This window comes from Halomicrobium zhouii, from assembly GCF_900114435.1.
In the GTDB taxonomy this organism is placed as follows: domain Archaea; phylum Halobacteriota; class Halobacteria; order Halobacteriales; family Haloarculaceae; genus Halomicrobium; species Halomicrobium zhouii.
In genome coordinates, this window is the sequence record NZ_FOZK01000002.1 from 1277344 (window position 1) to 1303888 (window position 26545).

Below are 26545 nucleotides of genomic sequence, written 5' to 3' on the forward strand. Positions count from 1 at the left end.
TCAGGCCTGGCGGAGGCTCTCGATCGTCTCGGGCGTCACCTCGTCGAGCGTCGCCAGCGACCCGCCGTGTTCGTCGCTGAACGACGTCGCGTCCGACTCTTCCGAGAACGCGACGAGGTCCGCCCCCATCGCGCCCTTCACCTCGGAGCCCACCACGAAGGTGACCGATTCGGCGTCGACGAACGCGTCGGCTTCCGGGTGGGTCGATATCAGGACGTCGCCACCGTCGTCCGTCAGTTCGTAGTCTACCGCGGAGTAGTCCGTGACGTACATCACCTGCCGGGTCCAGCCCCGGTCCTGTCGCTCGAAGTCGTACTGGAACGCCTCCCAGGTGCTGTCGAACCGGGCGGGGTTGTCGTGCCCCGAGGGGCGCTGGTCCGCGTAGAATATCTCCGTCGTCGGTCCCGGGTGGTTGGGGATGACCATCCCGCAGACGTCACAGCTGTCGGACTGTGTCATGGTCACCGGCTCGGGGACGTCCGCCTCTTGCGAGGCACAACCGGCGAGCGGTGCGAGGACGGCTCCCCCCACCACACCGAGCAGGGCTCGCTTCGACAGCCGGTGCGGTGAGGACGTTTCGCTGGGACACCGGGTGTGCCGGTGGTGAGAGCGACTGGCTGGGGACCGGTCGGGGTTCGAGTGTTCTGGTTCCATGGACTGAAATGCTCCGTCTGACTCGGATGTCGAGGTTCTCTCGCAACCGGTTTGAATAGACGGGGTCGCTCCCGGTTACCGGGACTCTGTCGCGGAGGGGATGTCGTACGCCTCGCGGACGACGTCGACGAACTGGTCGGGGTGTTCGACGTGCGGGAGCAACAGCGACTCGTCGAAGACGACGAGGCGCGCGTCGGCCTCGTCCGCGAGTTCTCGTCCGTTCTCCAGCGGCGAGATGTCCGCGTCGCGTCCCCAGACCAGCGTTATCGGGACGTCGAGCTCGCCCAGCACGACGCCGAGGTCTTCTTCTGGGTCGAGGAAACCGGTGACGAACGACGCGGGGGCGAATCGGGCGCCCGGCTGGTGGCCGGTGGTCCACTCGTAATCGAGCACCGCTGGCGTCAGGTTGTCCAGGTCGTAGTAGCCGTGGTCGCGGTGGAAGTGCTTCAGCGAGTACTTGCTGACGATGGCGTTGTAGATGCCCTGGCCGAGCAGTGGCGTCCGCAACAGCGTGCGTCGCCACCCCCGGCGACTCCCCATCGTGCTATCCGTCGGCGCGACGAGGACGAGCCGTTCGACCGGGACGTCCCGCGCGGCGAGGGCGGCGTAGGACCCGGTCAGCGACGACGCGACGACGGTCGGGTCCTCGCTCTCGTCGGCGAGGAAGTCCCGCACGAAGTTCGTGAGCAGCGACGCCGAGTACAGCAGCGGCGGCCGGTCCGAGTGGCCGAAGCCGGGCAGGTCCGGCGCGACGACGTGGTAGTCCTCGGCGAGTCGGCTAAACACCGCGTGGAACTCGTGGTTCGACGCCGCGGCGTTGACGCCGTGGAGGAGAACCAGGTCCGGGTCCTCGGGGTCGCCCGCCTCGACGTAACTGACGTCGAACCCTCGCCACCGATACGAGCGCTCGTCACCGGCGAGGAACGGTTCGAAGGGGTCGCTCTGGCGCCGCAACAGGCGGTTGGCCAGCGCGGTCAACCCGACCGTTCCGGCGGCGACGCCGAGGAGGTTCCGGAGCTTCATACCTTTCTGTCGGGCCCTGAAGGACTTATACGTGGTGGGACAGCGGTCTCCGGGTCGGGTCGGATGCGCCGCGTCCGCCCGTTACCCCTGCCGTCGCTCTCCCAGGCACGATTCGAGCGGCTCGATCAGGTCCGCCACGACGGTGTAGGGGTCCGTCTCGTGTGCGAGGATGCGGTCGACGGCCCGGTCGACGCCGCCCCTTGCTTCGAGTTCCTCGGCCAGGAGCGCGTTGGCGTCTTCGCGGAGCAGGGTCCGTACCTCGGCGGCGTACCGCGACCGTACTTTCTCCTCCCGCCGACCCGATTCGTCGAGGTAGTCTAGGTGGTCCTGGACGGCGCCGACGAAATCGTCGACGCCCTCGCCGGCGTTGGCCACCGTCTCGACGATTGGCGGCGTCCAGCCGTCGTCGTCGGTGCCGTGGCCGTCGGGCCCGCTCGCGTCCGTCCGGTGGTGTATCATTTCCTTGAGCTGGCCCACCGTCCTGTCGGCCCCGTCGAGGTCGGCCTTGTTCACGACGAAGAGGTCGGCGATCTCGAGGATGCCGGCCTTGAGCATCTGGACGTCGTCGCCCGAGTCCGGCGGGACGAGGACGGCGACGGTGTCGGCCGTCCGGACGACGTCGATCTCGTTCTGGCCGGCGCCGACCGTCTCCACGATTATCTTGTCCTTGCCGAAGGCGTCCAGGGCGGTGACGGCGTCCGTGGTCGCCGTCGAGAGGCCGCCCAGCGACCCGCGCGTCGACATCGACCGGAAGAACACGTCCATGTCGCCGGCGTTGGAGGCCATGCGGATCCGATCGCCCAGCACCGCGCCGCCAGTAAAGGGCGAGGACGGGTCGATGGCGATGACGCCGACGGTCTCTCCCCGGTCCCGGTAGGTCGCCGCCACCTTGTCGACCAGCGTGGACTTGCCCGCGCCCGGCGAACCAGTCACCCCTATCACGTCGGCGGTACCGGTGTGGCGGTGCAACTCCGAGACGATATCCCTGTACCCCGGCGAGCGGTCCTCTATCATCGAGATGACGCGGGCCAGCGCGCGGTGCTCGCCCGCCAGCAAGTCGGCGACGAGTTCACTCATCCATCGCCCTCGCGTTCGTCCGGATCACGTCAGTTTCGCTCCGGCGCGTGCTCGTGGACGTAGTCGATCATCTCGTCCATCGACGCGCCGGGGCCGAATATCTCCGCGACCCCGAGCGAGCGCAACTCCTCCTTGTCGTCGTCGGGGACGATGCCGCCGACGAGGACGAGGGTGTCCTCGAAGGCGCCGTACTCCTTCAGTCCCTCCAGGATCTTCGGGACGAGGGTGTTGTGTGCGCCCGAGAGGATCGAGATTCCCAGCACGTCGACGTCCTCCTGGACCGCTGCCTGGACGACTTCCTCCGGCGCCCGGTGGAGGCCGGAGTAGACGACCTCGAACCCGGCGTCGCGGAACGCTCTGGCGATGACGTGTGCCCCGCGGTCGTGACCGTCGAGGCCCACCTTCGCCACGAGACACCGGATCGTTCGCTCGGCCTGCTCCTGGTCCGCGCTCATGTACCGGTGTACCACGCCCCTCCGTTTGACTCTAACGGAGTTGATGAATAATGATTAACGACTATCCGGGACGGGCCCGCTTCTCGGAGCTGATCCGAAAGGCGAAACACGTGGCACGCCGAACCTCGGCCAAGAATGGCCGCCGTAGACCGGATACACTCGCGCGCGAAGGCGAAACCCCTTCTCGTCACGACAGTCCTCTCGCTGATCGGCTACGCGCTCGTCGTCGGGACGTTCGCCCGGATCTTCCCCTTCCCGGAGCTGTCCAACGAGACGGTGATCGTCCTGAGCGACGCCATCGCGGTGGTCAACGCCACGGCGCTGATTACCATCCTCGCCGGCGTCCGCTACATCCGCCGGGACGCGGTCCGCAAGCACCGCACCGCGATGCTGACGGCGTTCGGGCTCATCCTCCTCTTCCTCGTCATGTACCTGCTCAAGGTCGGCGGCGGGTTCGAGAAGGCCATCCTCGTCGAGGGACCGGTTCGGTGGGCCTACCTCGTCATGCTGGCTATTCACATCCTGCTGTCGGCCATCTCTGTCCCCGTCGTCATCCACGCCGTCGTGCTGGGGCTCACGCACACCCCGTCGGAACTCAGGGACACCTCGCACGCCCGTGTCGGCCGTATCGCCGTCGTCGCCTGGACGCTCAGCCTCTTCCTTGGCCTCGTGACCTACGTCATGCTCAACCACGTGTACATGTGGGAGCCCCGGGGCGCTGCCCTGGTTCTGTTCGCCGCCGCGCGCTCTCCCCTCGAGTGGTGACGCTCGGCCGCCGGAGAGCACGCGTCAACAGACCGGTTTCGGGTCGATCCCCATCTCCTCCAGTGAAGCGGCGTACTCGTCGTAAGCCAGGTCGACGACCGCGCCCGCGGCGGCCACCGCCCGGTCACGGTCGCCGTCGCTCTCGCAGACGGTCGCGACAACCTCGCCGCCGCGCTCGACCTGTTCGTCGGTCTCGGCGCGCAGTTCGCGAAACAGGGCGGCCCCGCGCTCGTCGCCCTCGTTGACGAAGAAGTTGATCACCTGGAGGAGGCTCCGGGAGGCGACCAGCGGGCGGGCGACGAGGCCCGCGGCGACCCTGTCGACGGTCTCGTCGAGGTCGCGGAGGTGCTCGTGAAGCGGGTCGGGCTCGGCCTCGACGGACGACCGGTCCGCGAGTTCGAGGACGCGCTCGCGGTGCTCCTGTTCGCGCGCCCGTTCCGCCTCGAACGCGCTGCGGGCGTCGTCGTCCGTCTCGTCGTCGACCCACCGGTCGAAGGTCTCCACTGCCCGGGTCTCCGCCGCGGCGGCGGTTTCGAGGACCGACTCCCTGTCGAGACTGCCCGCCGTCGTCGCGACGAGCGCCTTCTCCGACCCGAGGCGGGCCAGGTTCCGTTCGTTGGCCGATCGCACGTGCTCGACGAACTCCGATACGTCCATGCCACTTCTTCGCACGACGGCCACATATACTGTTTCCCGCCCGACTCGACGGGGCCGTTTTACCGCTGCCGGGCCTACGGGAGGACATGGCCGAAGACGCCCCGGCGGGCGACGGATCCGCGGTGCGCGAGATCGATCCGGAGGCGCTCGCCAGTCGGATCGAGAACGGTGAACGGGTCGCGCTCCTGGACGTCCGTAACCGCGACGAGGTCGACGCCTGGCGAATCGACGGACCCGGGGTCGAATTGACGCACGTCCCCTACATGCGGTTCGTGAGCGCGAGGGCGACCGGGAACCCGGCGGACCTGGTCGACCCCGACGAGTCCTACGTCGCCGTCTGTCCCCGCGGGGCCGAGAGCGCGGAGGTCGCGGCCGCGCTCACCGGGGAAGGCGCCGAGGCGGTGAACCTCGCGGGCGGGATGGCGGGGTGGGCGCGCGTCTACCGGCGGACGCAGATCGCACGCGCCGCCACGGACGCGACCGTCTACCAGTACCGTCGCCCCGCCACCGGCTGTCTCGCGTACGTCGTCGTCTCCGACGGTGCGGCCCTCGTCGTCGACCCGCTGCTGGCGTTCGCCGACCGGTACCGCGACGAGGTCGCGGAGCTGGACGCCGCCGTCGAGACGGTCCTCGACACGCACGTCCACGCGGACCACTTCAGCGGCCTCCGGGCAGTGGCTGGGGCCACCGGTGCGACGCCGGTGGTGTCGACCGGTGCCGCGGACCGCGGCGTCGCCGGCGGCGTGCGGACGGTCGACGACGGCGACGCTCTGCGCGTCGGCGACCACGAACTCGACGTGCTCGCGACCCCCGGCCACACGACGGGGTCGATCTCGCTGGTCCTCGACGACGTCGCGTTCACCGGCGACGCGCTGTTCCTCGACGGCGCTCCGCGGCCCGACCTCGAACGCGGGGAGGACGGAGCCCGGGAACTCGCCGGCACGCTCCACGAGACGCTCACCGAGCGGTTGGCGCCGCTTCCCGACGACGCTCTCGTCGCGCCCGGCCACTACGTCCCGGGCCGCTCGCCCGCCACGGACGGCTCGTACACGGCGACGCTGGGCGAACTCCGCGACCGACTGGCCGCGTTCTCCGAGTCGCGAGAGACGTTCGTCGATCGCGTCCTGGGTTCCATGGGCGACCGGCCCGCGAACTTCGAACGCATCGTCGCGGTGAACCTCGGCCGCGAGGCGGTGTCCGCGGAGGAGGCGTTCGAACTGGAACTCGGCCCGAACAACTGCGCCGTCGCGACGGAGTGACGCTGACGCGCCGGGGTCCACCGCGCTCCGCGACGAGGGCCCTCGCGCTAGTCCGTCCGGGGCAGCGCCACCGCTCCGGCGACGAACGCGACCAGCCCGGCGACTGTGAGAATCGCGAGGGGAGTGACCGCGTCGCCCGCCTGCCCCGACGTCGTGACGGTCCGCACGCCCCGCGAGAAGAACGTCAGCGGTGACAGCCAGGTTGGAAGCCACGCCGGCAGGAGCGCCGGCGGGACGAACGTCTCCGAGAGGAAGAGCAGCGGGAGCGCGATAGAGTTCGACGCGGCGATGACGCCGTCCTGTGAGTCGGCGAAACTGCCGATCAGTGCACCGACGCCGCAGAACAGCGCGACGCCGACGACGACGAAGGCGACCAGCGCGGCGACCGAAGGCACTGTCAGGACCACGTCCGCCCCGGTGAGGGCGACGACGAGTCCGAGCAGCAGGAGCCCAGCGAGCCCGATGACGACGACGTTGACGAGCGTCTGGGCGGCGAGCCACTCCAGCCTGGTCAGCGGCGTCGTCGCCAGCTTCTCGAACCGGTTGCCCTCGCGGTGGCGGGCCACTTCGCTCCCGACCCGCGACAGCGGCGTGAACAGCACGACGACGGCCAGGTAGCCCGCGACGTAGTAGCGGGGCGGCTCGGTGAACAGCCCGCCGCCGCCCGGTCTGGTCTGGACCAGCGCGCCGAAGATGATGACGATGATCAGCGGGAAGAAGAACGTGAAGAACACGGCGGTGCGACGGCGGAGGAACGCCTTCCGGGCTGCCCTGAACTCCGCGCCGACGCGACGAATCGCGCTCATCGCTCGCCTCCGGCCGGGGCGGCCGTCGGTTCCCGCTCACTCGCTCGGTCTCCTCGCCCGACGCGGTTTCCCGTCAGTTCCATGTACACCGCCTCCAGGTCCGGTTCGCTCCAGCTGAGGCCGTCGTAGTCGACGCCGGCCTCCTCGAGTTCCCGCACGACCGCGCCGATGTCCTCCGGGGCGACCCCGGACACGGTCATCCCGTCTCCGTCGACGACCGTCTGATACCGTAGCGCCGCCGCGACGGACTCGTCGACGTCGCCGGAGACGGTGAGTCGGCTCTCGCCGCCGTAGTTCGCGATCAGCGCGTCTGGAGCGTCCATCGCGACGAGTTGACCGTCGGCCAGGAGACCCACGCGGTCGGCGAGTCGGTGCGCCTCTTCCATGTCGTGGGTGGTCACGAGAATCGTGACGCCCGCGTCGGCGAGTCCTTCGAGCAGTTCCCACAGGTCGTGACGGCCGGCGGGGTCGATGCCGGTCGTGGGCTCGTCGAGTAACAGGAGGTCCGGATCGTTGACGAGCGTCGCGCCGACGCAGGTCCGGCGCTGCTGGCCGCCCGAGAGGTTCTCGTACCACGTCCCGGCGTCGTCGGCGAGGCCCACGTCCGCGAGGACGCGGTCCACGTCCCGCGACTCGTCGTAGAGACCGGCGTAGTACGCCAGCAGTTCCCGGGCGGTGAGCCGGTCGTGTGGCGAGAAGTCCTGGGGCAACAGTCCGATCCGGTCCCGGTCGACGTCGCGGGGCGACGTCCCGAACAGTTCGACGCGGCCCTCGGCGTCGGTCGTGCCCGTGAGCGCGCGGACGAGCGTGGTCTTGCCGGCCCCGTTCGGCCCGACGAGTGCCACGACCTCTCCCTCCCCGAGCGTCAGTGAGACGTCGTCGAGGGCGACGGTGTCGCCGTACGCACGACGGACGTTCTCGGCGACGAGTACCTCTTCCATGGCTGGTGGTCGGTCACCGCGACCGAAAATCGCTCCGATCGGTCGATACCCGTGCCACGCGGGCTACAGTTCGTTTCGAACGTTCCGCGCGATCTCGTCGGGGTCGTAGGCGTCTTCCTCCTTGTCGTAGACGGTCTGGCCGTCCACGCTGACGGTGAACACGCCGTGGTCGCCCATCACGAGTTCGAGTGAATCGAGTTCGCCCTCGACGGCGCCGAGGACGACTTGCTGGACTTCGAACGCTCGTTCGCGAAAGCCGCAGGGAACGCAGTATTCGATCGTTACGTCGGACATACGTGGACGGTCACCGGCCACGAACAAAAAGGCGCGTCCCGATACGTTTTTGACGGTGCTGTTAGCGTATAGACACATGAGCGTTCGTGCGCATCCGGCGGCTCGGGTCCCCGGACCGGTTCGGTGGTTCGTCGGCGTCCTCTCGCGGCGACAGACGTACCGGAACCTGGTCTACCTGGCGCTGACCTTCCCGCTCGGACTCGGCTACTTCGTCCTGCTGACGACGGGGCTGTCCGTGGGGTTCAGTCTCCTGGTCTTCCTCGTCGGCCTCCCGATCCTCGTGGGCGTGCTCCTCCTCTCGGACCGCATCCTCGTCTTCGAGCGGTGGCTCGCGGCCCGACTCCTCGGCGTCGACGTTCCGCTGGACCGGGAGACCGAACACGACGAGGTGTGGGACTACCTGCGGTCGCCCCTGGCAGATCTGGGGACGTGGGTTGGCCTGGTCTATCTGGCCTCGAAGTTCGTCGTCGGCCTGTTCACCTTCCTCCTGATGACGCTCCTCGGTACGCTCGCCGGGTCGTTCGTCCTCGCACCGCTGTACTACCGGCAGGCGACGATTCAGGTCTCCATCCCGGAGCCCATCCACCTCACCCTCTCCTACGCCGTCCAGCAGTGGGGCGGCGTCGAGGTGGTCTCTTACCCCCTCACGATAACGTCCTGGCAGGTAACGACGCTCTCCGAGGCGGTCGGCGTCGCGGTCGTCGGCGTGTTACTGTTCGTCGTCTCGCTCCACCTCCTGAACCTGCTCGCGAGAGTCCAGGGCTGGTACACGCGAGTGCTGATCACGCCGCGGCCGCTGACGTAGCGACGACGAGTTTCGACGAGCTGCCAGGAATTACTTAGCGCCAGCCGGGACGCCAGTACAGCAGCGCCACCGTCGCGACGAAGACGACGGTCGAGAGGAGGTACGACTGGTCGTAGACGGCGCCGGCGACGGCCGCGCTCCCCCCGAACACGCTCGTCGCGATCGTCGCGATGACCGGCCAGGTACACGAGACGCAGGACAGCAGGCCGACGATGCCGGAGATGGCCGACCCCGCGGCGTCGACGACGGCGGCGTAGACGAGGTACGCCAGCGCGACGTACCCGACGACCTGCCACGGGATCAGGTTGATCCGGACGCCCTGGAACGGGAACTGGAGCGAGCCGAGTGCGAACCCGTTCGCAGGCAGGTTGACGAACACCCGGGGCGCCCAGCCCGGCGGCGCCGACGCAACCGCGAGGTCGATTCCGGCCGGGAGCATGTCGGCACCGGGTCCCCAGACGCCGCCGAAGTAGCCCAGGATGCCGAAGTACGCCGCCGCGACCGCCACGCCGACGGTCCGCTGGCGCTGTGACGCGGTCGGTCGCTCCGTCCTGACCAGCGCCCAGGCACCGACGGTTATCCACACGAGCGGGACGGCGACGGGTGTCACCCCGGTGATGTCGTTGGGGCTGAGGAGGTGGTACGCCAGGAACAGGAGGAGCTGGGTGTTGACGAGCAGCGCGCTCAGCAGGAGCGTGTCGCGGTGCAGTTCGAATCGGTCGATCTTGTATGTCGTGCTCATAGCGCGATGGAGTCGACGACGATGGCGACCAGGAGCGCCCCGAGGTAGGCGTTCGAGGCGTGGAACGCCCGGAAGGCCGCCTGCTCGGTCCGTTCGCGGTGGAGTCGAACCACGGCCCAGAGGAACACCGCGCCCAGGACCGCGGTTGTCGCGGCGTACAGCGGCCCCAGCGGCGTCAGGGCGGCCATCCCGCCGGCCGCGACGAGCGTCGCGCCGAGGTAGAAGACGATGTGTTTGCGGGTCACCGTCTCGCCGTGGACGACGGGCATCATCGGGAAGCCGCCGCGGGCGTAGTCCTCCTTGTACGCCAGCGCGAGGTTGTAGAAGTGCGCGGGCGTCCAGAGGAAGATGACGCCGGCCAGCGCGAGTCCGGGCAGCCCGATCTCGCCAGTGACGGCCGCCCAGCCGATGAGGGCAGGCAGCGAACCAGCGAAGCCACCGATGACCGTGTTCTGGACCGTGTTCGGCTTCAGGACGACCGTGTAGACGACGCTGTAGAACAGGATGGCTGCGAAGCCCAGCGCCGCGGCGAGGGCGTTGACCTGCCAGAACAGCCACACCGACGTGACCGAGAGGAACCCGCCGAACGCGAGCGCGTTCTTGACTGGTATCTGGTGGGTCGCGACGGGTCGGTCAGACGTCCGCTCCATACGCTGGTCGACGTCGCGTTCGATGACGTGGTTGAACGTCCCCGAGGCCCCGATGGCGAGCACGCCGCCAGTCAGTGTGAAGAGGACTGTCGGCGTCGTGAGGTCGGGGCCGGCGGCGAGAGCCATCCCGGCCGCGGCGACGAGACAGAGCAGCCACATCAGGCGGGGCTTCGTGAGCCGGAAGTAGGCGCCAGCGGTCGCGGTGATCCGCTCGCGCGTCGACAGCGACGCGACGCCCGGTGCCGGCCCCTCGGCCGCCGAATCGCCGGCGTCCAGGTCGACGGGATCGACGACGGGCGCGTCGTCCGGCGTCCGCGTCTCTGACTCCAGTTGCCAGGCGAGTGCGAGGACGAGTGTCGTGAAGATGGCCATGCCCGTTGCGAGGTGAGCGCCCGGGAACGGCCCCGCGCCGCCCGACGTCGCGACGAGCGCGCCGAGCCCGATCTGGACGGGGTAGAGGAGCAGTGCCGTGATCGCCAGCGCAGTGACGCGGCGCCTGGCGGCGGACCGGACGCCGACGACCGCCGTCGCGAGGACGAACAGTCCGACGACGGCGGCGGTGAGACGGTGGCTCCACGCGACGAGGAGACCGGTGTCTTCGAGTACTGGCCCCTGGCAGACCGGCCAGGTGGAACAGGAGTTGACGGCGTGAGCGACGTCGGCCGTCGCACCGAGGACGACCAGCAGGTACACACCGACAGCGCTCGCGGCGAGCAGCGTCGTGAACCGTGGGCGACGTGAGTTCATCCCGGGAGGCCTCTTTCCTAGACCCTTCGTTCCATCGCACTTAGACCCCGCGCTTCGGACGGCTCGGCTCCTCGCGATTCGGACGGAGTTGCTCCTGGCCGTGTTCGACCACTCCCTGAATCTGCCGCCGAACATGGTCGGGTAAACGTCCCACGCCGTCGCACGCCCCTGAGGGCAAGACAGCAGCTATTTATTCCCGACTTCCGAACCCCCGAACACGCATGAATGGGAAACGCGTCGGGCTCCTCACGGTCTTCACTGGAGCTCTTCTCGCGCTCGCCGTCGAGCCGGCAGCAGCCCAGGTGTCGACGTCGGAGACGGCGGAACTGATCTGGGACCTCAACATGAACCTGCTGTACATCGCCGTCCCCATCACGGTGCTCGTGGAGGGCATCCTCATCTACACCGTCTGGAAGTTCCGTAACAACGAGGATCCTCTGCCGACGATGGAGAACCGGCGTCTCGAGATAACCTGGACCATCGCGACGGCGATCATCCTCCTCGTGGTCGGTATCGCCTCCTACCAGGTGATGGCCGAACCGTACGTCACGGCCACCGCGGACCAGCAGATCGAGTCCGACCAGGAGCCCGCCGAGGTCGAGGTCGTCGGTCAGCGCTACAGCTGGACGTTCAACTACAACAACACCGGCCAGGGAGACGACCGCGTCAGTTCCAGTAACACGCTCGTGCTCCCGGCCGACCGGCCCGTCGTGTTACACATCACCTCCACGGACTGGATCCACGCGTTCCACGCACCCGGACTCGGACTGAAGGCCGACGCCATCCCGGGGAACCACAACGTCATCAAGACCGAGATAACCGAGACGGGAACCTACCAGCTCTACTGTGCGGAGTACTGTGGCACTGGCCACTCCGACATGCTCGGCCAGATAGAGGTCGTCCCCGAGGACGAGTACGAGAGCTGGCTCGACGAACAGCAGTCCGAGTGACCGAACGCCACGCTCACTGACCTCGCCCCGTCCTTTTTGCACTCGCCCGTCGCAGGGAGCGACATGTCCGACTACTTCGAGGAGATCGAGATCGGCGAGACCGACGCCTTCGGCACGTACGAGGTCACCGAGGAGGACGTCGTCTCCTTCGGTGAGCAGTTCGACCCCCAGCCGTTCCACGTCGACGAGGACGCCGCGCGGGAGTCGATGTTCGGTGGCCTCGTCGCCAGCGGCTGGCACACCGCCTCGATGACCATGCGACTACTCGTGGACAACTTCCTCGCAGACTCCCGTGCGCTCGGCGCAGTCGGCATCGACGACCTGCGGTTCCCCAGTCCGGTCAGACCCGGTGACGCGTTGCGCGTCGAGACGGAGGTCGTCGACAAGGAGGTGTGGGACGAGGACCGCGGGCTCGTCCACTGCGCCATCGAGACGTCGAACGCTGAGGGGGTCGTGTTGACCATGGTCGGTCTCGTCCTCTGGGAGCGCGAGTAACCCCTCCGAACGGCGGCACCGAACCGCAAGGGGAAGAAAGGAAGGGGCCGCGAGAACTGTCGCTCAGGCGCAGACGTCGACCGTCGCGTACGCCTTCCCGGTGCTGGTCACTTCGACGCCGACGCCCATCCGGGTCGGCCCGCCGACGAGGAGTCGCTCGCTGTAGGTGGAACTCTCGTTCCAGCTGTCGACGATGGCGCGGGCGACCGCTCGTTCGTCGCCGTTGAACCGTTCCTGCCCGTCGGCCTGGTAGTGCGTTCCGGCGTAGGTCGTGCCGACGAGTTCGAACTTCTCGTCGGGCGTGTCGATGTAGCTCCCCTCGTGGGATTTGAACTTGCAGCGCTCGTAGAGGTCGTGATTCCGGTACCGATTGGTGGTCGAGACGCCGTCCACCTTGTGGGCGGCGCTGCCGTGGTTCGCCATCGCCACGCTGTGGTTGCTCGCCATTCGCGAGACGCTCGTCGCCGTGGCGCCGCCGGTGGACAGTCGCGTTCGATTCTGCGCCTCGCGCTCCTGGTTGACGAACCTGGCGATGTGATTCGCGATCTCGGCTTCGTCGAACTGCCGGGCCGGAATCGTCGTCTGGCGCTCACTCGTCGACTCCGAAGGGGTCGATCCCCCGTCGTCGCCGTCGCTCGTCTGGTCGCTCGTCGGCGTCGCCGTTTCGCCGTCGGCTGCCGGACTCGTCGTGACCGGCGCGTTCGTTCCACCACCCAGTTGCATTCCGATCAGGACGCCGACGCCGAGGGACGCCATGACGACGACCCCCAGTATCCCGATCGCGGTCTTGTTTACCATCTTGATCCCACGGTTGCGATCGAATCAGTTGAACCTTCCGCATGTCAGTCGTCCGCCAAAACCTTGCCAGCGTCCGGTTTTTCGTCGAGAACGGCCGGGACTCGGTCGGCGTCGACGACACTCGCTCGCCGCCGCAGCGCTTCGTAGCGCTCGCGCCCTCGCTCACCCGCGTAGTTGCGCTCGGCGAGGGGTCGCGATTCGACGAGGACCAGCCGTTCGGCGTCGTCGGCGAGCTCGCAGACGGTCGCCGCCGGGTCGATGACCGGATCCGCGAGCACCGTCACGTCGGCGGCCGCGATTTGCTCGCTGACCGCCTCGACCGTGGCTCGACCGATAGCCGCGAACGGCGGCGTCGTCTCGACCGGGACCTCGAGCGTCCGCGCGACGGACCGGGCGGCGTCGTCGTGGGAGAAGGGGCCCGCGCTCACCTGGTGGCCCGCCGCCCAGCACGACCCGACGACGCTGGCACCGGTCTCGCCGCCGCCGAGGACGTGGACTCGACTCCCCCCGCCGGTCGTCGACGGGAGCGTGGTCACCGCAGGCGAGTCCGTCACCGGATTCGTCGTCACCACGCCGCGCGCGTCGAAGGCCGTCTCCAGGGCCTCGGTGGTCAACACGTCCGCCGGCTCCCCCTGGTCGACGATTCGCCCGTCGTGGACGAGCGCGAGCCGGTCACAGAAGCGGGCGGCCGATTCGAGGTCGTGGATGGCCGCGAGCACCGCCCGGCTCTCGTCGGCGAGTTCGCGGACGAGGGCGAGGGTCTGTGTCGCGTGGTTCACGTCGAGACTCGCCGTCGGTTCGTCGAGCACGAGCGTGGGGGCGTCCTGTGCGAGTGCGCGGGCGACGAACACGCGCTGGCGCTCGCCGCCGCTCAGCGTGTCGACCCGCCGGTCGCGCAGGTGCGTGGTCTCCGTCCGTTCGAGCGCCGCGTCGACGTGCGCCCCCCGGTCTGGATGACTCGAAAAACGTGAACGGTGGGGCGTCCGGCCCATCGCGACGACGTCAGCGACGTCGAAGGCGAACCGGACGCTCGTGTCCTGGGGAACGGTCGCGACGCGGCGACTCGCCGCGCGGGAGGACAGGTCGTGGATCCGCTCCTCGCCCACGAACACCTCGCCCGAACCGGGGGTCAGCGCGCCGTTGACCGTGCGCAGTAGCGTCGTCTTGCCGGCGCCGTTGGGGCCGACGAGGCCCACGAACTCACCTGCCTCGACCGTCAGGTCGACGCCGTCGAGCACCTCGACGTCGCCGAACGCGACGTGGACGTCGTCGACGCGGATCACACCGTGTGCACCTCCTTGCGCCGCAGCAGGTAGAGGAAGAAGGGCGCGCCCACCGCCGCGGTGACGATGCCGACCGGCACCTCCGCGGGTCCGGAGCGAGCGAGCGTGTCTGCGGCGACCAGGAAGGTCGCCCCCGCGAGCGCGCTGGCGGGGAGGAGGATCCGGTGGTCCGGGCCGACGATCAGGCGGAGGACGTGGGGGACGACCAGGCCGACGAAGCCGATGACGCCGGCGACGGCGACGGCCGCGGCGGTGATGACGCTCGCGACGGCGAGCAGGATTCGCTTCGTCCGCTCGACCTCGATGCCGAGCGCGTGGGCGTCCTCCTCGCCCATCAGGAGGACGTTCAGGTCGTGGGCGTAGACGTGCAGGACGGCGAATGCGAGAAACGCGGCGGGGAGGGTCACCTCCACCTCACCCCAGGTGCTGTTCTGGAGGTGCCCCATCAGCCAGTAGATGGCCTGTTCGAGGCTCTCGCCGGCGTGGACGAGCATGTAGGAGATGACTGCGCCGAGGAACGTCTGGATGGCCACGCCGGCCAGCAACAACGTGGCGACGGGCGTCTCCCCGTCGCGGGTCGCGATGAGGTAGACGGCGAAGGCCGCCAGTATCGCGCCGGCGAAGGCCATCGCCTGGAGCGGGAGGCCGACGGCGAAGACGATGGCCGCCACCGCGCCGACCGCGGCGCCCGACGAGACGCCGATGATCGACGGGTCCGCCAGCGGGTTCCGGAAGAACCCCTGCATGACGGTCCCCGCCGCCGCGAGCGCGAAGCCGACGATGGCGCCGAGGACGATGCGGGGAAGCCGAATCTGGCGGACGATAGTCTCACTCGAATCGGCGACGGCGAAGGAGAACGGGTAGGCGTACCGGAGCGAGACGCCGGGGAGAGGCACCGAGGCCCCGAGGAGCCGCGTCGTCCCGACGCCGACTGAGAGGCCGGCCGGGACGCCGACGGCGTTCAGCGCCGCCTTCGACACCGTGAGCAGGTCGATGCTCACCGGACCGACCGTCGCACTCGCCAGTACCGTCGCGACGAGCGCTGCCCCCAGGCCCAGCAGTACGGGCGCGCGTGGCGGTGAGTCCACTGTATCAACTACGCTTACTCTAGCCCAATACTTATTGTATACGGTCGCTCGGCGACAGGTCTGGGCGAGGGGTAGGGAGGCCGTGCCCGCGGAGCGGCGGATAGGGCACGTCCCCCTCGCCATCATAAAGGCGTATAAGCCAGGGGCGGCCACTCACGGTATGGTCGAGAACGTCATCTGGCCGGCGTTTCTGGACGCCGAGCGCTCGCGCAACGAGGGACGCCGGGTCTCACTGGACCAGGCCATCCCCGACCCCACGGTCGACGAGATAGCCACGGCGGTCCAGCAGGTGGGCTACGACGCGGTCATCGAACGCGACAAGACGTACCCCCGCGAGTACGAACAGCGCGGGCGCGTGCTCGTGAAGAACGCCGACGACGCGACGAAGTCGGACCTCCTTGGCGCCGTCGCGGCGTACCTCCAGGCTCTCCGGGCATGAAACGCGTCGGCGACGTCGTCCGCGTGGCCCAGGGCCTGGCCGTCGCCCGCTGCCCGGACCGCGACCACCCCGATATCGGCCGCGCAGTCCTCACGGACGACCTGGAAGACGCCGGTCGCGTCGTCGACGTGTTCGGCCCCGTCGAGCGACCCTACGTCGCCGTGACGCCCGACGACGACGTCCGACTCGCGACGCTCGTCGGGAAACCGCTGTACGCTCGTTGACTCGCTCGGCTGACCTCGACGCTTCAGTTTTCTGCGGTTCTCGTCACCGGATCGCCGCCCGCCTCCCGTAACGCTCAAACCCTTCCCACGGGACCACCGGACAATGACAGAGCGAAGGCGCGTCGCGTTCGGCGTCGGCATCATCGTCGCCATCTTCCTGTTCATCCAGTTGTCCGCGATAGCGCTCGTGGAGCCGTTCGAGGCGGCGGGGTACCAGCCCGTCGAGAACCCCGAGGACCCGGCGAACAGCCTGGTCTACGTCGGTGCTATCCTCGTCGCGACGGCGTTCATGCTCGCCGCGTTCAAGCTGAACGTCGACGCGCTGATCCGGCTGATCATCGTCGCCTCCGGGGCGTGGCTCTCGCTGTACGTCTTCCGCGTACTGATGCGGTTCGTCGCGCCGGCTCCCCTCGCCGACGTCGTCGCCATCCCGTTCGCCATCGCGCTGGGCGTCGCGCTGTACGTCCATCCGGAGTGGTACGTCATCGACATCGCGGGGGCCTTCATGGGCGCCGCCGCCGCTGGCCTGTTCGGCATCGGCTTCGGCGTCCTCCCGGCGCTGATACTGCTGACCGTCCTGGCCGTCTACGACGCCATCAGCGTGTACGGCACCGAGCACATGCTGACCCTGGCGTCCGGTGTGATGGACCTCAAAGTACCGGTCGTACTCGTCATCCCGATGACGGCGGACTACTCGTTCCTCGACGCCGACATGCCGGACCCGATGGCGGACGACGCGGACTCGGACGAGCAGTCGGCGATTTCCGAGTCGTCGGTCGACGCGGAGTCCGGCGCGGACGCCGAACCGACCACCGACTTCACGCGCGGCGGCAGTGAGGGCCAGGTCGACGAGACGGAGGCCGCAGACCCGCTCGAACGGGAAGCGATGTTCATCGGCCTGGGGGACGCCGTCATCCCGACGGTGCTGGTCGCCAGCGCCGCCTTCTTCGCGCCAGCGAGCGTGCCGACGCTGGCCGGCGTCGCCCTGCCCGCGCTCACGGCGATGGTCGGCACCTTCGCCGGACTAGCCGTCCTGCTGTGGATGGTGATGAAGGGACGCGCCCACGCGGGGCTCCCGTTGCTCAACGGTGGGACGATAGCGGGTTACGTCCTGGGAGCGCTCGTGAGCGGCCTGACGCTCGTCCAGGCGCTCGGACTCGACGCGTACCTGTAGAACCCTGTCAGTTCACCTGCCCGTGAGCGCCTGACTTGCTGGCGAGAACTCGATTTCCGTCCCCAGCCCCTGGTCTCTCGCCCGCTCGTACAGCATGTAGGCCGCCGCGACTGTTTCTATGGCCGTCCCACCGCTGTCGAAGACGGTGATCTCGTCCTCGTCCGTGCGCCCGTCTGCCTCGCCAGCGACGACATCGCCGAGTTCGGCGTGCACGTGGTCCTCGTCGATAGCTCCCTCCTCGAGGGCTCCGATGAAGGACCCGGCGTCCTGGGCGACGCGCTCGCGCAGGTCCGGGACGTACGTCGACCGACGTATCGTCGCGGCGTCGAGTTCGCGCTTCTCGGGATTGTACTGGCCCATCGCGGTGACGTGGGTCCCCTGCTCGAGGAGATCCCCGTCGAACACCGGATCGTCTGCGTTCGTCGCCGTGACGACGACGTCGGCGCCCTCGATAGCGGCGTCAGGCGTCGCGACGGCGGCGACGCTTGCGTCGAGTTCGTCGTTCATCTCTGCAGCGAAAGACTCCCGGTGGTCCTTGGTGGGCGAGTACACCTCGACGCGCTCCAGGTCCCTGACCGTCGCCGTCGCCCGGAGCTGTCCGCGGGCTTGCGGGCCGCTCCCGAACAGCGCGAGGTCTGAGGCGTTCCGCCGGGCGAGCGCGTCGACGCCGACGGCGCCGACCGCGCCGGTCTTGAAGGGGTTGAGTGATGCCCCGTCGAACACGGCCAGTGGTTCCCCGCTGTCGGCGTCGAACAGCGGCAGGGAGAAGTAGGCGTCGCGCTCGTCGAAGCCGGCGGCGTAGACGTAGCCGCCCATCGCGCCGGTCTCCGGAAGGATGGCCGTGTAACTGGTCAACATACCCGCCGGGACGTCGTTGAAGAGGGCGGTCCGGGGAGCGGCCGGCGCACCTCGCCCACGTTCCCGGTATCCCTCGCGAACCGCGTCGACGTACTCCGCCGGCGTCGCGAGTCCGGTCACGTTCTCACTCGTCAGAAACAGTGCCGTCGAATCGGCGTCGCTCATACCGGACGTTCGATTCGCCGTCCCTTAGGCGTACTCCTGGGAGCACCGGTCGACGAAGGGAGCGGACGCCAAAATAGCACTACGCGGTGACGGACTGGACGTGGCTCAGTCGGCTGTCTTGCCCGGTTCGCGGCGAGCGGGCGGCGAGTCGACGGGAGTTCGGACGAACATCGCGTGTCCGATGAGGCCGACGGCGACGACGGAAGCCAGTGGGATGGCGGTGGTCAGCGCGAATCCGGCGAGGACCAGGACACCGGTGATACCTGCGAGTGCGAGCGGAATGAGTCCAAGGACGATGTCGTAGTAGCCCGTCATGAATATACTCGTAATTACGATAAATACCCATATAAGTGTTTCCCGTAAATCTCTCGTATGGTTGGACATTGGTCCTGTGTACTCACGGCGTGGGTGATTAGAAATGAACCCATAAGTTATGAGCGGCGTATTTATCCGGAATATATCTCGCGCGCGCTCTGACGACGGCGCCAGCGTGCGCTATCGCTCAGATCGCTTCAGCGCTCCCGAACTGATCGAACTATGGGCACTCGCGAACTACTCACAGAACACGCGGACGATACATTTCCGAAATATGTCGATTGATAACGAGTGGAGTGCTACTTACTGTCCATCTAAGGCCGATTATGCTGGTTGATAATCGAGGGAGAGCGCTTATTGGGGGGAACTTGGATATCACGTAGTAGAGGGACACCCGACCCCCGTTCCTCGAAATCTATGAGCACGAACGCCACGGACGATACGAACGAGGCCACGGACGGCGAGCAGACGCGATTCGCCGAACTGAACATCGGCGACGACGAGTTCGTCATCTACGACCGGCAGAATCACCAGTCGTGGATTCAGTCGACAGTGGCCATCGACGTCGGTTCGATGCGATGAGCCTCGACGGCGTGGTACGGTACTCATAGAAATTCGAGATGGCCGGCAGTACGTGAATTCGGCCGTTCTGACAGACCGTCACCCGCTTCGATCCGGTGACCGCCCTTTTCCTCTCTATTCGACAGAGTACTCACTTTCCGACGACGTGTGCCGTCACCTGACGACCGAGACGAGCGCTCGCCACCCGACGAGCAGGGCGCCACCGACGGCAAAGGATACCAGGGCGAACGTCGGTGCGAAGTCACCGGGGAAGACAGCCGTCGATCGGAGCACCTGGGCGATGCCGACTGCGAGAACCCACGCCCCTAGCGTTCGGAGGACCTCCGTTTCGAGGTCACCGACTGTACTGTGACTGTACAGGCGGCCGGGGACCGAAACGACTGCCCATCCGACCAGAAACGTGACCAGTGTCGCGGCGATGCGCCCCGCGTATTCCAAGAGGCCGTACCCGTGGGAGAGCTCGCCAGCGACGACGAACGTTGCGATCGCGAGGAGGTCACCGATGGCAACCAGTGCCGTCAGCGACGTCGGTTCGACGCGCCGTCTGAGCGACCACGCCTGGTTCATAGCTTCACATCGAACGCGACCGACTTGGCTCTCCCGACTCGAGGCCTTCGCGAACGTGAGCTACGGGGACGTTTGCGGTCCTCGCCCCAGGACAACACTGCGCCACCTACTTTTCGGTCCGCATCGAACAAGTGGTATGGAGTTCGAACTCCTCGGCTGGCCGTCGGACGGCCCTACGCTCGAACTCGACTGGCGACGATTCAGTTACGCCGGGAAGTTCGTCATGTCCTCGACGGGGAAAGTCGTCGCCAGGGACGGCGGCACCGTCGTCGCGGCGCTCGCGTTCAACGAGGACCGGACCGACCCGGACACGCTCTGGTTTCGCTACGTCACCGTTCGGGAGGACCGCCGGGGCGAGGGAATCGGTCCGAAGTTGCTCGATTACGGAATGGGTCGCGCGAGCGAGCGCGCGTACGGGAGAGTAAAGATTGCCGTCAACAACCCGTTCGCCTACGAGGCCTGCTATCGCGCCGGCTTCGCGTTCACCGGCGAGACAACCGGCATCGCGGAACTCGTGCTCGCGTGGACGCCGGGGAACGACCCCGACGGCGATTCCGACAGCTATCGGGAGGGGCTGGACAGGTTCCGAGAGCGCGACCTGTCTGACGAAGAGGAAGCGTTTCTCGCCAAGCGCACGGAACGGCCGTCACCGAACGGCGCCTCGAACGCCGAGTAACGGTCGAACGCCAAGTAACGGTCGAACGCCGAGTAACGGGCGGGACGGTCCACTCCCGGTTCGCCACCGACTCACTCGGCCGGGTCTGACTCGACCGGGTCTGACTCGTACACGCGCGCGCCACAGTCGTCGCAGGTGACGGCCGCGACTTCACGAGTGGAACAGCAGGACTCGACCGTGTCGGTGCCGAACGAGAGCGGCCCGCTGCAGGCGGGACACGTCGTCAGGTACAGCCTGAGACCGTTGAGTAACTCACCCCGCTGGTCGACCCGCAGGTCGTCCCACTCTGGGAGCCGGTCCGCGAGGACGGCGGCGCCGGCCACGTCGGCGAGGAAGGCCGACCGGGACTCCCACGTCCCGACAGGGGTCCCGTCACAGTACGCCCGGAACGCGGCGCCGTGTTCCTCGAACACCACGTCTCCCCGTGAGACGGCGAGGACGTCCAGCAGACGTGCCCGGGTCACGTCCTCCGTCCGGAGGACTGCCACCGCTTCGTCGACGGACCGATCGGCTTCGGTCGTCAATTGGAGTTCGGTGCCGTCCTCGGACTCGGTCAGTACTCCCCCCTCGAGGAGCGTCGATTCGACGTCGACTGCCGCTTCCTGTTCGTGTTGGACGGACTGGTCAGAGTCGCCGGTTCCCACGAGGCCGGTAGTGTCGTGTTCCTTCCCGAACGCGGCCAGCAGCCAGTCCGGGACGTACCGCTCGGTCAGCGTCGGCGTGCCGGGTACGAGGTAGCCGCGCAGGTAGATGGTTCCGAGTCCGACGACGAGGACGGCGGCGCTGGCTGGCACGGCGAGTACGGGCACGTCCAGTCGGAACGTTGCAGCCTGGACGGTGAGCGCGAGACCGAACGCGATGCAGACGTTCACGACGGTACACGGGAGACAGCGGTTCTCGCCGGTGTACTGGCCGTGTCTGAATCGAGCGATGCGACCGTCCCCGGATCCCATACGTGTGTCGTCGGATCAAACGCCAAAGAACCTTCTCGTTCCGACGATTCCCGGGACCCGGGTCGGCCTGACGGTCGACCCCATCTGGCGGCTGCCCGGCAGCCGACAGTATCAAGCCCTGCACTGTCCTACGGCCGGCCAATGGGTAATTCAGACCTCCGGGCGCTCGCCGCGATCGAAGACGTCTCCTTCGAGGACGTCTCGGGGAGCGTCGTGGCCGTCGACGCGCACAACTGGCTCTATCGCTACCTGACGACGACGGTGCGGTTCACCCGCGACGGCGCGTACACGACCACGGATGGGACCGAAGTCGCGAACCTGATCGGCGTCGTCCAGGGCCTCCCGAAGTTCTTCGAACACGACCTGACGCCGGTGTTCGTCTTCGACGGCGCCGTGACGGACATGAAGGACGACGAGATCCAGGAACGGCGGGAGCAGCGGGAGCAGCGGGAAGAGAAACTCGCGGACGCACGCGAAGCGGGGGACGTGACCGAGGTAGCCAGGCTGGACTCACAGACCCAGCGGCTTACGGACGCGATCCTCCGGACGACGCGGCGGGCGCTCGAACTGCTGGACGTTCCCGTCATCGAGGCCCCGGCCGAGGGAGAGGCACAGGCGGCACACATGGCTCGCCAGGGCGACGTCGACTACGTCGGGACGGAGGACTACGACGCGCTCCTGCTCGGTGCGCCGCTCACGCTCCGCCAGCTCACCAGCAGCGGGGACCCCGAACTGATGGACTTCGAGGCGACCCTGGACGCCCACGCTATCACCTGGGAACAGCTCGTCGACGCCGCCATCCTCATGGGGACGGACTTCAACGCGGGCATCGACGGCGTCGGTCCCAAGACCGCCGTCAAACTCGTGAAAGAACACGGGGACCTCTGGGGAGCGCTGGAGGCCAGAGAGGCCCACGTCGACAACGCCGACCGGATCCGTGACATGTTCCTCACCCCGGCGGTGACGGACGATTACGATCTGGACCTGACGATGAACCCCGACGTCGAGGCGGCGAGGGAGTACGTCACCGGGGAGTGGGAGGTCGACGCAGACGAGGTGGAACGGGGGTTCGAACGAATCGAGGACTCGCTCGTCCAGACCGGCCTCGACGAGTGGACCTGATCCGGGGAAGCTCGAAACGGACCCGCCGACGATTCCAGTCAGCACGACACAACTTGTGATTGCGTATCACCCGTCACGTGGCCTGTGTCGCCGTCTCACGGCAGGTTCGAGACGGAGGGTTTATCCGTTACCCTCCCATCGGAATGTTATGTGAACGCCGCGCCGGGACGCCCCGGCACGGTGCGGAGAAGTCGCCGTGACTTCCTGCCGCGAAGCGAGAGTTCAGCGTGCTCGCCTCAGTGCAAGCACCTGCTCCCGCGAAAGATGAGGATCCCATCCCTGCGGTCCGCCGTACAGGCGGGATCTGATGTGAGCCCTGACAGTTCGGTGACGCCGTCCGTCAGGGCGGCAATCGAACTCGAACGGAGTAGCGGACTTCAACATAAAGCCACTCAGTGCCTGAGTCATCGGGCCGGTTCCGTCGTGTGATTTCTACTATCACAGACGAGCCACAATCGGTGGCTTTATGTTGGGTAGTCCTCTACAATCATATCCGTTCGAAGGATGGCGCCCAGCGGGAATCTGCCCGCGACGCCATCCACCTTAGACGAGAGCTTCTCGTCGATGATGGGATTCGAAAGCTATGAGTATCTCACCCCTGCGGTCCGCCGTACAGATGAGATATGATGCAAGCCCTGACAGTTCGGTGATACCTGGTTCGGTACGACCGACGCGGTGTCGCCGACTGACGACGAGACAACGTATGATAGCGTGTCTCCGCCAGATCCTGACCTTGAGTCAGGAAACCCATTCCGGTTGATCCTGCCGGAGGCCATTGCTATCGGAGTCCGATTTAGCCATGCTAGTTGCACGGGTTCAGACCCGTAGCAGATAGCTCAGTAACACGTGGCCAAACTACCCTACAGATCGTGATAACCTCGGGAAACTGAGGCTAATAACGAATACAGCTCACAGATTTGAATATCGTGAGCTGGAAACGCTACGGCGCTGTAGGATGTGGCTGCGGCCGATTAGGTAGACGGTGGGGTAACGGCCCACCGTGCCGATAATCGGTACAGGTGGTGAGAGCCAGAGCCTGGAGACGGAATCTGAGACAAGATTCCGGGCCCTACGGGGCGCAGCAGGCGCGAAACCTTTACACTGCACGACAGTGCGATAAGGGGACTCCGAGTGCGAGGGCATATAGTCCTCGCTTTTGTCGACCGTAAGGTGGTCGACGAATAAGGACTGGGCAAGACCGGTGCCAGCCGCCGCGGTAATACCGGCAGTCCGAGTGATGGTCGATATTATTGGGCCTAAAGCGTCCGTAGCTGGCCGAGCAAGTCTGTCGGGAAATCCAGTAGCTCAACTACTGGACGTCCGGTGGAAACTGTTCGGCTTGGGACCGGAAGATCCAAGGGGTACGTCCGGGGTAGGAGTGAAATCCTGTAATCCTGGACGGACCACCGATGGCGAAAGCACCTTGGAAGCACGGATCCGACAGTGAGGGACGAAAGCTAGGGTCTCGAACCGGATTAGATACCCGGGTAGTCCTAGCCGTTAACGATGCCCGCTAGGTTTGGCGCAGGCTACGAGCCTGCGCTGTGCCGAAGTGAAGACGTAAGCGGGCCGCCTGGGAAGTACGTCCGCAAGGATGAAACTTAAAGGAATTGGCGGGGGAGCACTACAACCGGAGGAGCCTGCGGTTTAATTGGACTCAACGCCGGACATCTCACCAGCACCGACAACAGTGATGACGGTCAGCTTAACGAGCTTACCCGCGACGCTGTTGAGAGGAGGTGCATGGCCGCCGTCAGCTCGTACCGTGAGGCATCCTGTTAAGTCAGGCAACGAGCGAGACCCGTATCCGTAATTGCCAGCAATACCCTTGTGGTAGTTGGGTACTTTACGGAGACTGCCACGGCTAACGTGGAGGAAGGAGCGGGCAACGGTAGGTCAGCATGCCCCGAATGTGCTGGGCAACACGCGGGCTACAATGGCCGGGACAACGGGTCGCGACGCCGAGAGGCGGAGCTAATCCCTTAAACCCGGTCGTAGTTCGGATTGTGGGCTGAAACTCGCCCACATGAAGCTGGATTCGGTAGTAATCGCGTGTCAGAAGCGCGCGGTGAATCCGTCCCTGCTCCTTGCACACACCGCCCGTCAAAGCACCCGAGTGAGGTCCGGATGAGGCCTGGATTCCCAGGTCGAATCTGGGCTTCGCAAGGGGGCTTAAGTCGTAACAAGGTAGCCGTAGGGGAATCTGCGGCTGGATCACCTCCTAATGACCGGGACCAGGCCGACGCGCCTGGCCCACCTTTACTTCGCCAGCCTTCTGGGCAGGCGATGGTGACACCACGGCCGTACCGGCCGGGCACCGAACTGTCAGGGCTCATGGCGAGTGACGTAAGCCACTGAAGCAATCCGCCGGTGTTCCCGGCGGCGTTGCTGACGGCTTACGTCACTCGGTATGCCTGCAGTTCACCCCTCTTCGAGGGGCGATCGATAGCTCAGTGGAAGAGCACCTCCGTTCGGAGGCGGCCCCGGTTCGATTCCGGGTCGATCACTACCGCGGACGACATCGCGTCGTCACGCGAAACCGATGCACCATCCCGCGAAAGCGCGGTTGGGAAGGGTAAGACCGTCGCTCCCGTTCACCACGGGAGTGTTACGATGACGACCGTGTGTACGTGCAATCCAGACGTCAACTGGATCCGTTTCATCGTGGAACGTGTATCCGACGTATTGTTAGTCACGGTGTTCGTTCACCCGACCACCGTGCAAAGTGGCTACTACGCCACTCGGTGAATGGCTCGGCTCGAGTGCCGACGAAGGACGTGCCAAGCTGCGATAAGCCCGAGGGAGCTGCATGGAAGCGAAGAACTCGGGATGTCCGAATAGGAATCCTCTCCGCAATTGCCTTGCGCAATGGGGAACGCCGGGAATTGAAACATCTCAGTACCGGCAGGAAGAGAAAGCAACTGCGACGTCGTTAGTAACCGCGAGTGAACGCGACACAGCCCAAACTGAAGCCCTCACGGGCGATGTGGTGTTCGGGCTGACTCTCATCACGCGACAGCCGTCGAGAACTCTCCTGGAAGGGAGGACGATACAGGGTGACAGTCCCGTATCGACGACCGGTAACGTGTGCGTCAGTCCCAGAGTATCGGGGGTTGGAATTCCCTCGTGAATACGGCAGGCATCAACCTGCTAAGGCTAAGTACAACTCGAGACCGATAGCGAACAGTAGTGCGAACGAACGCTGAAAAGTATCCTCAGAAGGGAGGTGAAACAGTGCCTGAAATCGAGTGGGTATAGAACGACGGGGCATACAAGGTCCTGTACAAAACGACCCAGATGCGAGTCTGCAGTAGGACGTACAGGAAGCCGATGTCGTGTCGTGCGTTTTGAAAAACGAGCCAGGGAGTGTGTTTGCGAGGCGAGTCTAACCCGATTATCGGGGAAGGCACAGGGAAACCAACATGGCCGCAGCGCTTTGCGCCAGGGCCGCCGTCTTCAAGGGCGGGGAGTCCCGCTGACACGACCCGAAACCGGACGATCTACACGTGGGCAAGGTGAAGCGTGCCGAAAGGCACGTGGAAGCCTGTTAGGGCTGGTGTCTTACAATACCCTCCCGTGACCTTCGTGTAGGGGTGAAAGGCCCATCGAGTCCGGCAACAGCTGGTTCCAACCGAAACATGTCGAAGCATGACGTCCGCCGAGGTAGTTCGTGAGGTAGAGCGACCGATTGGGATGCTTCACTCCGAGAGGAGTGAACTTCCCTGTCGAACTCCGAACTTACGAACGCTGTCGACGCGGGCAGTCCGGTGCGCGGGGTAAGCCTGTGTACCGTAAGGGAGACAACCCAGAGCTAGGTTAAGGTCCCCAAGTGTGGACTAAGTGTGATCGAAGGTGGTCTCGAGCCCTAGACAGCCGGGAGGTGAGCTTAGAAGCAGCTACCCTCTAAGAAAAGCGTAACAGCTTACCGGCCGAGGTTCGAGGCGCCGAAAATGATCGGGACTCAAGTCCACCACCGAGACC

Annotated in this window: 28 protein-coding genes, 1 tRNA gene and 2 rRNA genes; 14 read left to right on the forward strand and 17 right to left on the reverse strand. The window is 66.4% G+C overall.

Going from position 1 to position 26545, the window contains the following annotated elements:
* From BM337_RS13490 to BM337_RS13505, 4 genes are all read right to left on the reverse strand, one after another.
* Positions 1–459: a nitrous oxide reductase accessory protein NosL gene (locus BM337_RS13490; protein ID WP_245778665.1), complete on the reverse strand. Its 459-nt coding sequence runs from the start codon at positions 457–459 to the stop codon at positions 1–3.
* 270 nt (positions 460–729) lie between these two features.
* Positions 730–1677, reverse strand: a complete 948-nt coding sequence (locus BM337_RS13495) for an alpha/beta fold hydrolase (protein ID WP_089817111.1) — start codon at positions 1675–1677, stop codon at positions 730–732.
* A gap of 81 nt (positions 1678–1758) precedes the next feature.
* Entirely contained in the window at positions 1759–2754 is a 996-nt protein-coding gene (gene meaB / locus BM337_RS13500) for a methylmalonyl Co-A mutase-associated GTPase MeaB (protein ID WP_089817112.1), read from the reverse strand.
* Positions 2755–2783: 29 nt separating this feature from the next.
* Positions 2784–3209 (reverse strand): cobalamin B12-binding domain-containing protein, encoded by a 426-nt coding sequence (locus tag BM337_RS13505; protein WP_089817113.1) that lies wholly within the window; start codon positions 3207–3209, stop codon positions 2784–2786.
* 135 nt (positions 3210–3344) lie between these two features.
* Here BM337_RS13505 and BM337_RS13510 point away from each other — a divergent pair, with 135 nt between their 5' ends.
* A complete protein-coding gene (locus BM337_RS13510; RefSeq protein ID WP_089817114.1) occupies positions 3345–3974 on the forward strand; it encodes a DUF420 domain-containing protein in 630 nt (209 codons plus the stop codon).
* Positions 3975–3998: 24 nt separating this feature from the next.
* On the opposite strand, the gene BM337_RS13515 is transcribed toward BM337_RS13510, so the two are convergent.
* A complete protein-coding gene (locus BM337_RS13515) occupies positions 3999–4631 on the reverse strand; it encodes a hypothetical protein (protein ID WP_089817115.1) in 633 nt (210 codons plus the stop codon).
* 86 nt (positions 4632–4717) lie between these two features.
* On the opposite strand from BM337_RS13515, the gene BM337_RS13520 reads away from it, so the two are divergent.
* Entirely contained in the window at positions 4718–5890 is a 1173-nt protein-coding gene (locus BM337_RS13520) for an MBL fold metallo-hydrolase (RefSeq protein ID WP_089817116.1), read from the forward strand.
* Between the two features lie 47 nt (positions 5891–5937).
* Here BM337_RS13520 and BM337_RS13525 read toward each other — a convergent pair whose 3' ends face one another.
* From BM337_RS13525 to BM337_RS13535, 3 genes are all read right to left on the reverse strand, one after another.
* Positions 5938–6696 carry an ABC transporter permease gene (locus BM337_RS13525; RefSeq protein ID WP_089817117.1) on the reverse strand — a complete coding sequence of 253 codons (759 nt, stop codon included), beginning with the start codon at positions 6694–6696 and terminating at the stop codon, positions 5938–5940.
* Positions 6693–7637: an ABC transporter ATP-binding protein gene (locus BM337_RS13530; RefSeq protein WP_089817118.1), complete on the reverse strand. Its 945-nt coding sequence runs from the start codon at positions 7635–7637 to the stop codon at positions 6693–6695. The genes BM337_RS13525 and BM337_RS13530 overlap by 4 nt, the downstream gene beginning before the upstream one ends.
* A 63-nt stretch (positions 7638–7700) precedes the next feature.
* Positions 7701–7931 carry an Rdx family protein gene (locus BM337_RS13535; protein WP_089817119.1) on the reverse strand — a complete coding sequence of 77 codons (231 nt, stop codon included), beginning with the start codon at positions 7929–7931 and terminating at the stop codon, positions 7701–7703.
* 76 nt (positions 7932–8007) lie between these two features.
* Here BM337_RS13535 and BM337_RS13540 point away from each other — a divergent pair, with 76 nt between their 5' ends.
* A complete protein-coding gene (locus BM337_RS13540; RefSeq protein WP_089817120.1) occupies positions 8008–8736 on the forward strand; it encodes a sensor domain-containing protein in 729 nt (242 codons plus the stop codon).
* 34 nt (positions 8737–8770) lie between these two features.
* Here the strand turns inward: BM337_RS13540 and BM337_RS13545 are convergent, their stop codons facing one another.
* Positions 8771–9478 carry a DUF7546 family protein gene (locus BM337_RS13545; protein WP_089817121.1) on the reverse strand — a complete coding sequence of 236 codons (708 nt, stop codon included), beginning with the start codon at positions 9476–9478 and terminating at the stop codon, positions 8771–8773.
* Positions 9475–10875, reverse strand: a complete 1401-nt coding sequence (locus BM337_RS13550) for a heme o synthase (protein WP_089817122.1) — start codon at positions 10873–10875, stop codon at positions 9475–9477. The genes BM337_RS13545 and BM337_RS13550 overlap by 4 nt, the downstream gene beginning before the upstream one ends.
* A gap of 221 nt (positions 10876–11096) precedes the next feature.
* Between BM337_RS13550 and coxB the strand changes: the two genes are divergently transcribed.
* Positions 11097–11825, forward strand: coding sequence for a cytochrome c oxidase subunit II (gene coxB / locus BM337_RS13555; RefSeq protein ID WP_089817123.1), 729 nt, complete (start codon positions 11097–11099; stop codon positions 11823–11825).
* A gap of 63 nt (positions 11826–11888) precedes the next feature.
* Entirely contained in the window at positions 11889–12320 is a 432-nt protein-coding gene (locus tag BM337_RS13560; RefSeq protein ID WP_089817124.1) for a MaoC family dehydratase, read from the forward strand.
* Between the two features lie 63 nt (positions 12321–12383).
* Here the strand turns inward: BM337_RS13560 and BM337_RS13565 are convergent, their stop codons facing one another.
* The 3 genes from BM337_RS13565 to btuC are packed head-to-tail and all read right to left on the reverse strand — an operon-like array spanning position 12384 to position 15489.
* The gene (locus BM337_RS13565) at positions 12384–13118 is read right to left on the reverse strand and encodes a hypothetical protein (RefSeq protein WP_089817125.1); all 735 of its coding nucleotides are present in this window, start codon (positions 13116–13118) and stop codon (positions 12384–12386) included.
* 44 nt (positions 13119–13162) lie between these two features.
* Complete coding sequence (locus tag BM337_RS13570; protein ID WP_089817126.1) at positions 13163–14401, reverse strand: ATP-binding cassette domain-containing protein; 1239 nt, start codon at positions 14399–14401, stop codon at positions 13163–13165.
* Complete coding sequence (gene btuC / locus BM337_RS13575) at positions 14398–15489, reverse strand: vitamin B12 ABC transporter permease BtuC (protein WP_245778666.1); 1092 nt, start codon at positions 15487–15489, stop codon at positions 14398–14400. Before btuC ends, BM337_RS13570 begins: the two co-directional genes overlap by 4 nt.
* A gap of 160 nt (positions 15490–15649) precedes the next feature.
* Between btuC and srp19 the strand changes: the two genes are divergently transcribed.
* From srp19 to BM337_RS13590, 3 genes are all read left to right on the forward strand, one after another.
* Positions 15650–15928 carry a signal recognition particle subunit SRP19 gene (gene srp19 / locus BM337_RS13580; protein ID WP_089817127.1) on the forward strand — a complete coding sequence of 93 codons (279 nt, stop codon included), beginning with the start codon at positions 15650–15652 and terminating at the stop codon, positions 15926–15928.
* A complete protein-coding gene (locus tag BM337_RS13585) occupies positions 15925–16152 on the forward strand; it encodes an H/ACA ribonucleoprotein complex subunit GAR1 (protein WP_089817128.1) in 228 nt (75 codons plus the stop codon). The genes srp19 and BM337_RS13585 overlap by 4 nt, the downstream gene beginning before the upstream one ends.
* Positions 16153–16255: 103 nt before the next feature.
* Complete coding sequence (locus BM337_RS13590; RefSeq protein WP_089817129.1) at positions 16256–17326, forward strand: presenilin family intramembrane aspartyl protease PSH; 1071 nt, start codon at positions 16256–16258, stop codon at positions 17324–17326.
* A gap of 12 nt (positions 17327–17338) precedes the next feature.
* Here BM337_RS13590 and BM337_RS13595 read toward each other — a convergent pair whose 3' ends face one another.
* Positions 17339–18349 (reverse strand): ornithine cyclodeaminase family protein, encoded by a 1011-nt coding sequence (locus tag BM337_RS13595; protein WP_089817130.1) that lies wholly within the window; start codon positions 18347–18349, stop codon positions 17339–17341.
* A gap of 105 nt (positions 18350–18454) precedes the next feature.
* Complete coding sequence (locus BM337_RS13600; protein WP_089817131.1) at positions 18455–18664, reverse strand: DUF8015 family protein; 210 nt, start codon at positions 18662–18664, stop codon at positions 18455–18457.
* A gap of 417 nt (positions 18665–19081) precedes the next feature.
* Between BM337_RS13600 and BM337_RS21210 the strand changes: the two genes are divergently transcribed.
* Positions 19082–19246, forward strand: coding sequence for a DUF7331 family protein (locus BM337_RS21210; RefSeq protein ID WP_177227491.1), 165 nt, complete (start codon positions 19082–19084; stop codon positions 19244–19246).
* Positions 19247–19399: 153 nt separating this feature from the next.
* Here the strand turns inward: BM337_RS21210 and BM337_RS13605 are convergent, their stop codons facing one another.
* Positions 19400–19813: a DUF3054 domain-containing protein gene (locus BM337_RS13605; RefSeq protein WP_089817132.1), complete on the reverse strand. Its 414-nt coding sequence runs from the start codon at positions 19811–19813 to the stop codon at positions 19400–19402.
* A 136-nt stretch (positions 19814–19949) separates the two neighbouring features.
* Here BM337_RS13605 and BM337_RS13610 point away from each other — a divergent pair, with 136 nt between their 5' ends.
* Positions 19950–20489, forward strand: a complete 540-nt coding sequence (locus BM337_RS13610; protein WP_089817133.1) for a GNAT family N-acetyltransferase — start codon at positions 19950–19952, stop codon at positions 20487–20489.
* Between the two features lie 71 nt (positions 20490–20560).
* Here BM337_RS13610 and BM337_RS13615 read toward each other — a convergent pair whose 3' ends face one another.
* The gene (locus tag BM337_RS13615) at positions 20561–21442 is read right to left on the reverse strand and encodes a DUF8054 domain-containing protein (RefSeq protein ID WP_089817134.1); all 882 of its coding nucleotides are present in this window, start codon (positions 21440–21442) and stop codon (positions 20561–20563) included.
* Positions 21443–21583: 141 nt separating this feature from the next.
* Here BM337_RS13615 and fen point away from each other — a divergent pair, with 141 nt between their 5' ends.
* From fen to BM337_RS13635, 4 genes are all read left to right on the forward strand, one after another.
* Positions 21584–22564 carry a flap endonuclease-1 gene (gene fen / locus BM337_RS13620; protein ID WP_089817135.1) on the forward strand — a complete coding sequence of 327 codons (981 nt, stop codon included), beginning with the start codon at positions 21584–21586 and terminating at the stop codon, positions 22562–22564.
* A gap of 749 nt (positions 22565–23313) precedes the next feature.
* A 16S ribosomal RNA gene (locus BM337_RS13625) occupies positions 23314–24787 on the forward strand.
* Between the two features lie 216 nt (positions 24788–25003).
* Positions 25004–25071 (forward strand) — tRNA-OTHER (locus BM337_RS13630).
* A 213-nt stretch (positions 25072–25284) separates the two neighbouring features.
* Positions 25285–26545: ribosomal RNA gene (locus BM337_RS13635) — 23S ribosomal RNA — on the forward strand; the annotation flags it as partial.

What these genes read in the sequence shown, in the direction of transcription:
- BM337_RS13610 (WP_089817133.1), top strand. Translation starts at nt 19,950, where the DNA reads ATGGAGTTCGAACTCCTCGGCTGGCCGTCGGACGGCCCTACGCTCGAA.
- BM337_RS13615 (WP_089817134.1), bottom strand. Translation starts at nt 21,442, where the DNA reads ATGGGATCCGGGGACGGTCGCATCGCTCGATTCAGACACGGCCAGTAC.
- BM337_RS13550 (WP_089817122.1), bottom strand. Translation starts at nt 10,875, where the DNA reads ATGAACTCACGTCGCCCACGGTTCACGACGCTGCTCGCCGCGAGCGCT.
- BM337_RS21210 (WP_177227491.1), top strand. Translation starts at nt 19,082, where the DNA reads ATGAGCACGAACGCCACGGACGATACGAACGAGGCCACGGACGGCGAG.
- BM337_RS13525 (WP_089817117.1), bottom strand. Translation starts at nt 6,696, where the DNA reads ATGAGCGCGATTCGTCGCGTCGGCGCGGAGTTCAGGGCAGCCCGGAAG.
- BM337_RS13590 (WP_089817129.1), top strand. Translation starts at nt 16,256, where the DNA reads ATGACAGAGCGAAGGCGCGTCGCGTTCGGCGTCGGCATCATCGTCGCC.
- BM337_RS13565 (WP_089817125.1), bottom strand. Translation starts at nt 13,118, where the DNA reads ATGGTAAACAAGACCGCGATCGGGATACTGGGGGTCGTCGTCATGGCG.
- meaB (WP_089817112.1), bottom strand. Translation starts at nt 2,754, where the DNA reads ATGAGTGAACTCGTCGCCGACTTGCTGGCGGGCGAGCACCGCGCGCTG.
- BM337_RS13540 (WP_089817120.1), top strand. Translation starts at nt 8,008, where the DNA reads ATGAGCGTTCGTGCGCATCCGGCGGCTCGGGTCCCCGGACCGGTTCGG.
- BM337_RS13600 (WP_089817131.1), bottom strand. Translation starts at nt 18,664, where the DNA reads ATGACGGGCTACTACGACATCGTCCTTGGACTCATTCCGCTCGCACTC.
- BM337_RS13595 (WP_089817130.1), bottom strand. Translation starts at nt 18,349, where the DNA reads ATGAGCGACGCCGATTCGACGGCACTGTTTCTGACGAGTGAGAACGTG.
- BM337_RS13490 (WP_245778665.1), bottom strand. Translation starts at nt 459, where the DNA reads ATGACACAGTCCGACAGCTGTGACGTCTGCGGGATGGTCATCCCCAAC.
- BM337_RS13560 (WP_089817124.1), top strand. Translation starts at nt 11,889, where the DNA reads ATGTCCGACTACTTCGAGGAGATCGAGATCGGCGAGACCGACGCCTTC.
- BM337_RS13545 (WP_089817121.1), bottom strand. Translation starts at nt 9,478, where the DNA reads ATGAGCACGACATACAAGATCGACCGATTCGAACTGCACCGCGACACG.
- BM337_RS13535 (WP_089817119.1), bottom strand. Translation starts at nt 7,931, where the DNA reads ATGTCCGACGTAACGATCGAATACTGCGTTCCCTGCGGCTTTCGCGAA.
- BM337_RS13505 (WP_089817113.1), bottom strand. Translation starts at nt 3,209, where the DNA reads ATGAGCGCGGACCAGGAGCAGGCCGAGCGAACGATCCGGTGTCTCGTG.
- BM337_RS13520 (WP_089817116.1), top strand. Translation starts at nt 4,718, where the DNA reads ATGGCCGAAGACGCCCCGGCGGGCGACGGATCCGCGGTGCGCGAGATC.
- BM337_RS13515 (WP_089817115.1), bottom strand. Translation starts at nt 4,631, where the DNA reads ATGGACGTATCGGAGTTCGTCGAGCACGTGCGATCGGCCAACGAACGG.
- coxB (WP_089817123.1), top strand. Translation starts at nt 11,097, where the DNA reads ATGAATGGGAAACGCGTCGGGCTCCTCACGGTCTTCACTGGAGCTCTT.
- BM337_RS13510 (WP_089817114.1), top strand. Translation starts at nt 3,345, where the DNA reads ATGGCCGCCGTAGACCGGATACACTCGCGCGCGAAGGCGAAACCCCTT.
- BM337_RS13605 (WP_089817132.1), bottom strand. Translation starts at nt 19,813, where the DNA reads ATGAACCAGGCGTGGTCGCTCAGACGGCGCGTCGAACCGACGTCGCTG.
- BM337_RS13495 (WP_089817111.1), bottom strand. Translation starts at nt 1,677, where the DNA reads ATGAAGCTCCGGAACCTCCTCGGCGTCGCCGCCGGAACGGTCGGGTTG.
- srp19 (WP_089817127.1), top strand. Translation starts at nt 15,650, where the DNA reads ATGGTCGAGAACGTCATCTGGCCGGCGTTTCTGGACGCCGAGCGCTCG.
- fen (WP_089817135.1), top strand. Translation starts at nt 21,584, where the DNA reads ATGGGTAATTCAGACCTCCGGGCGCTCGCCGCGATCGAAGACGTCTCC.
- BM337_RS13530 (WP_089817118.1), bottom strand. Translation starts at nt 7,637, where the DNA reads ATGGAAGAGGTACTCGTCGCCGAGAACGTCCGTCGTGCGTACGGCGAC.
- BM337_RS13585 (WP_089817128.1), top strand. Translation starts at nt 15,925, where the DNA reads ATGAAACGCGTCGGCGACGTCGTCCGCGTGGCCCAGGGCCTGGCCGTC.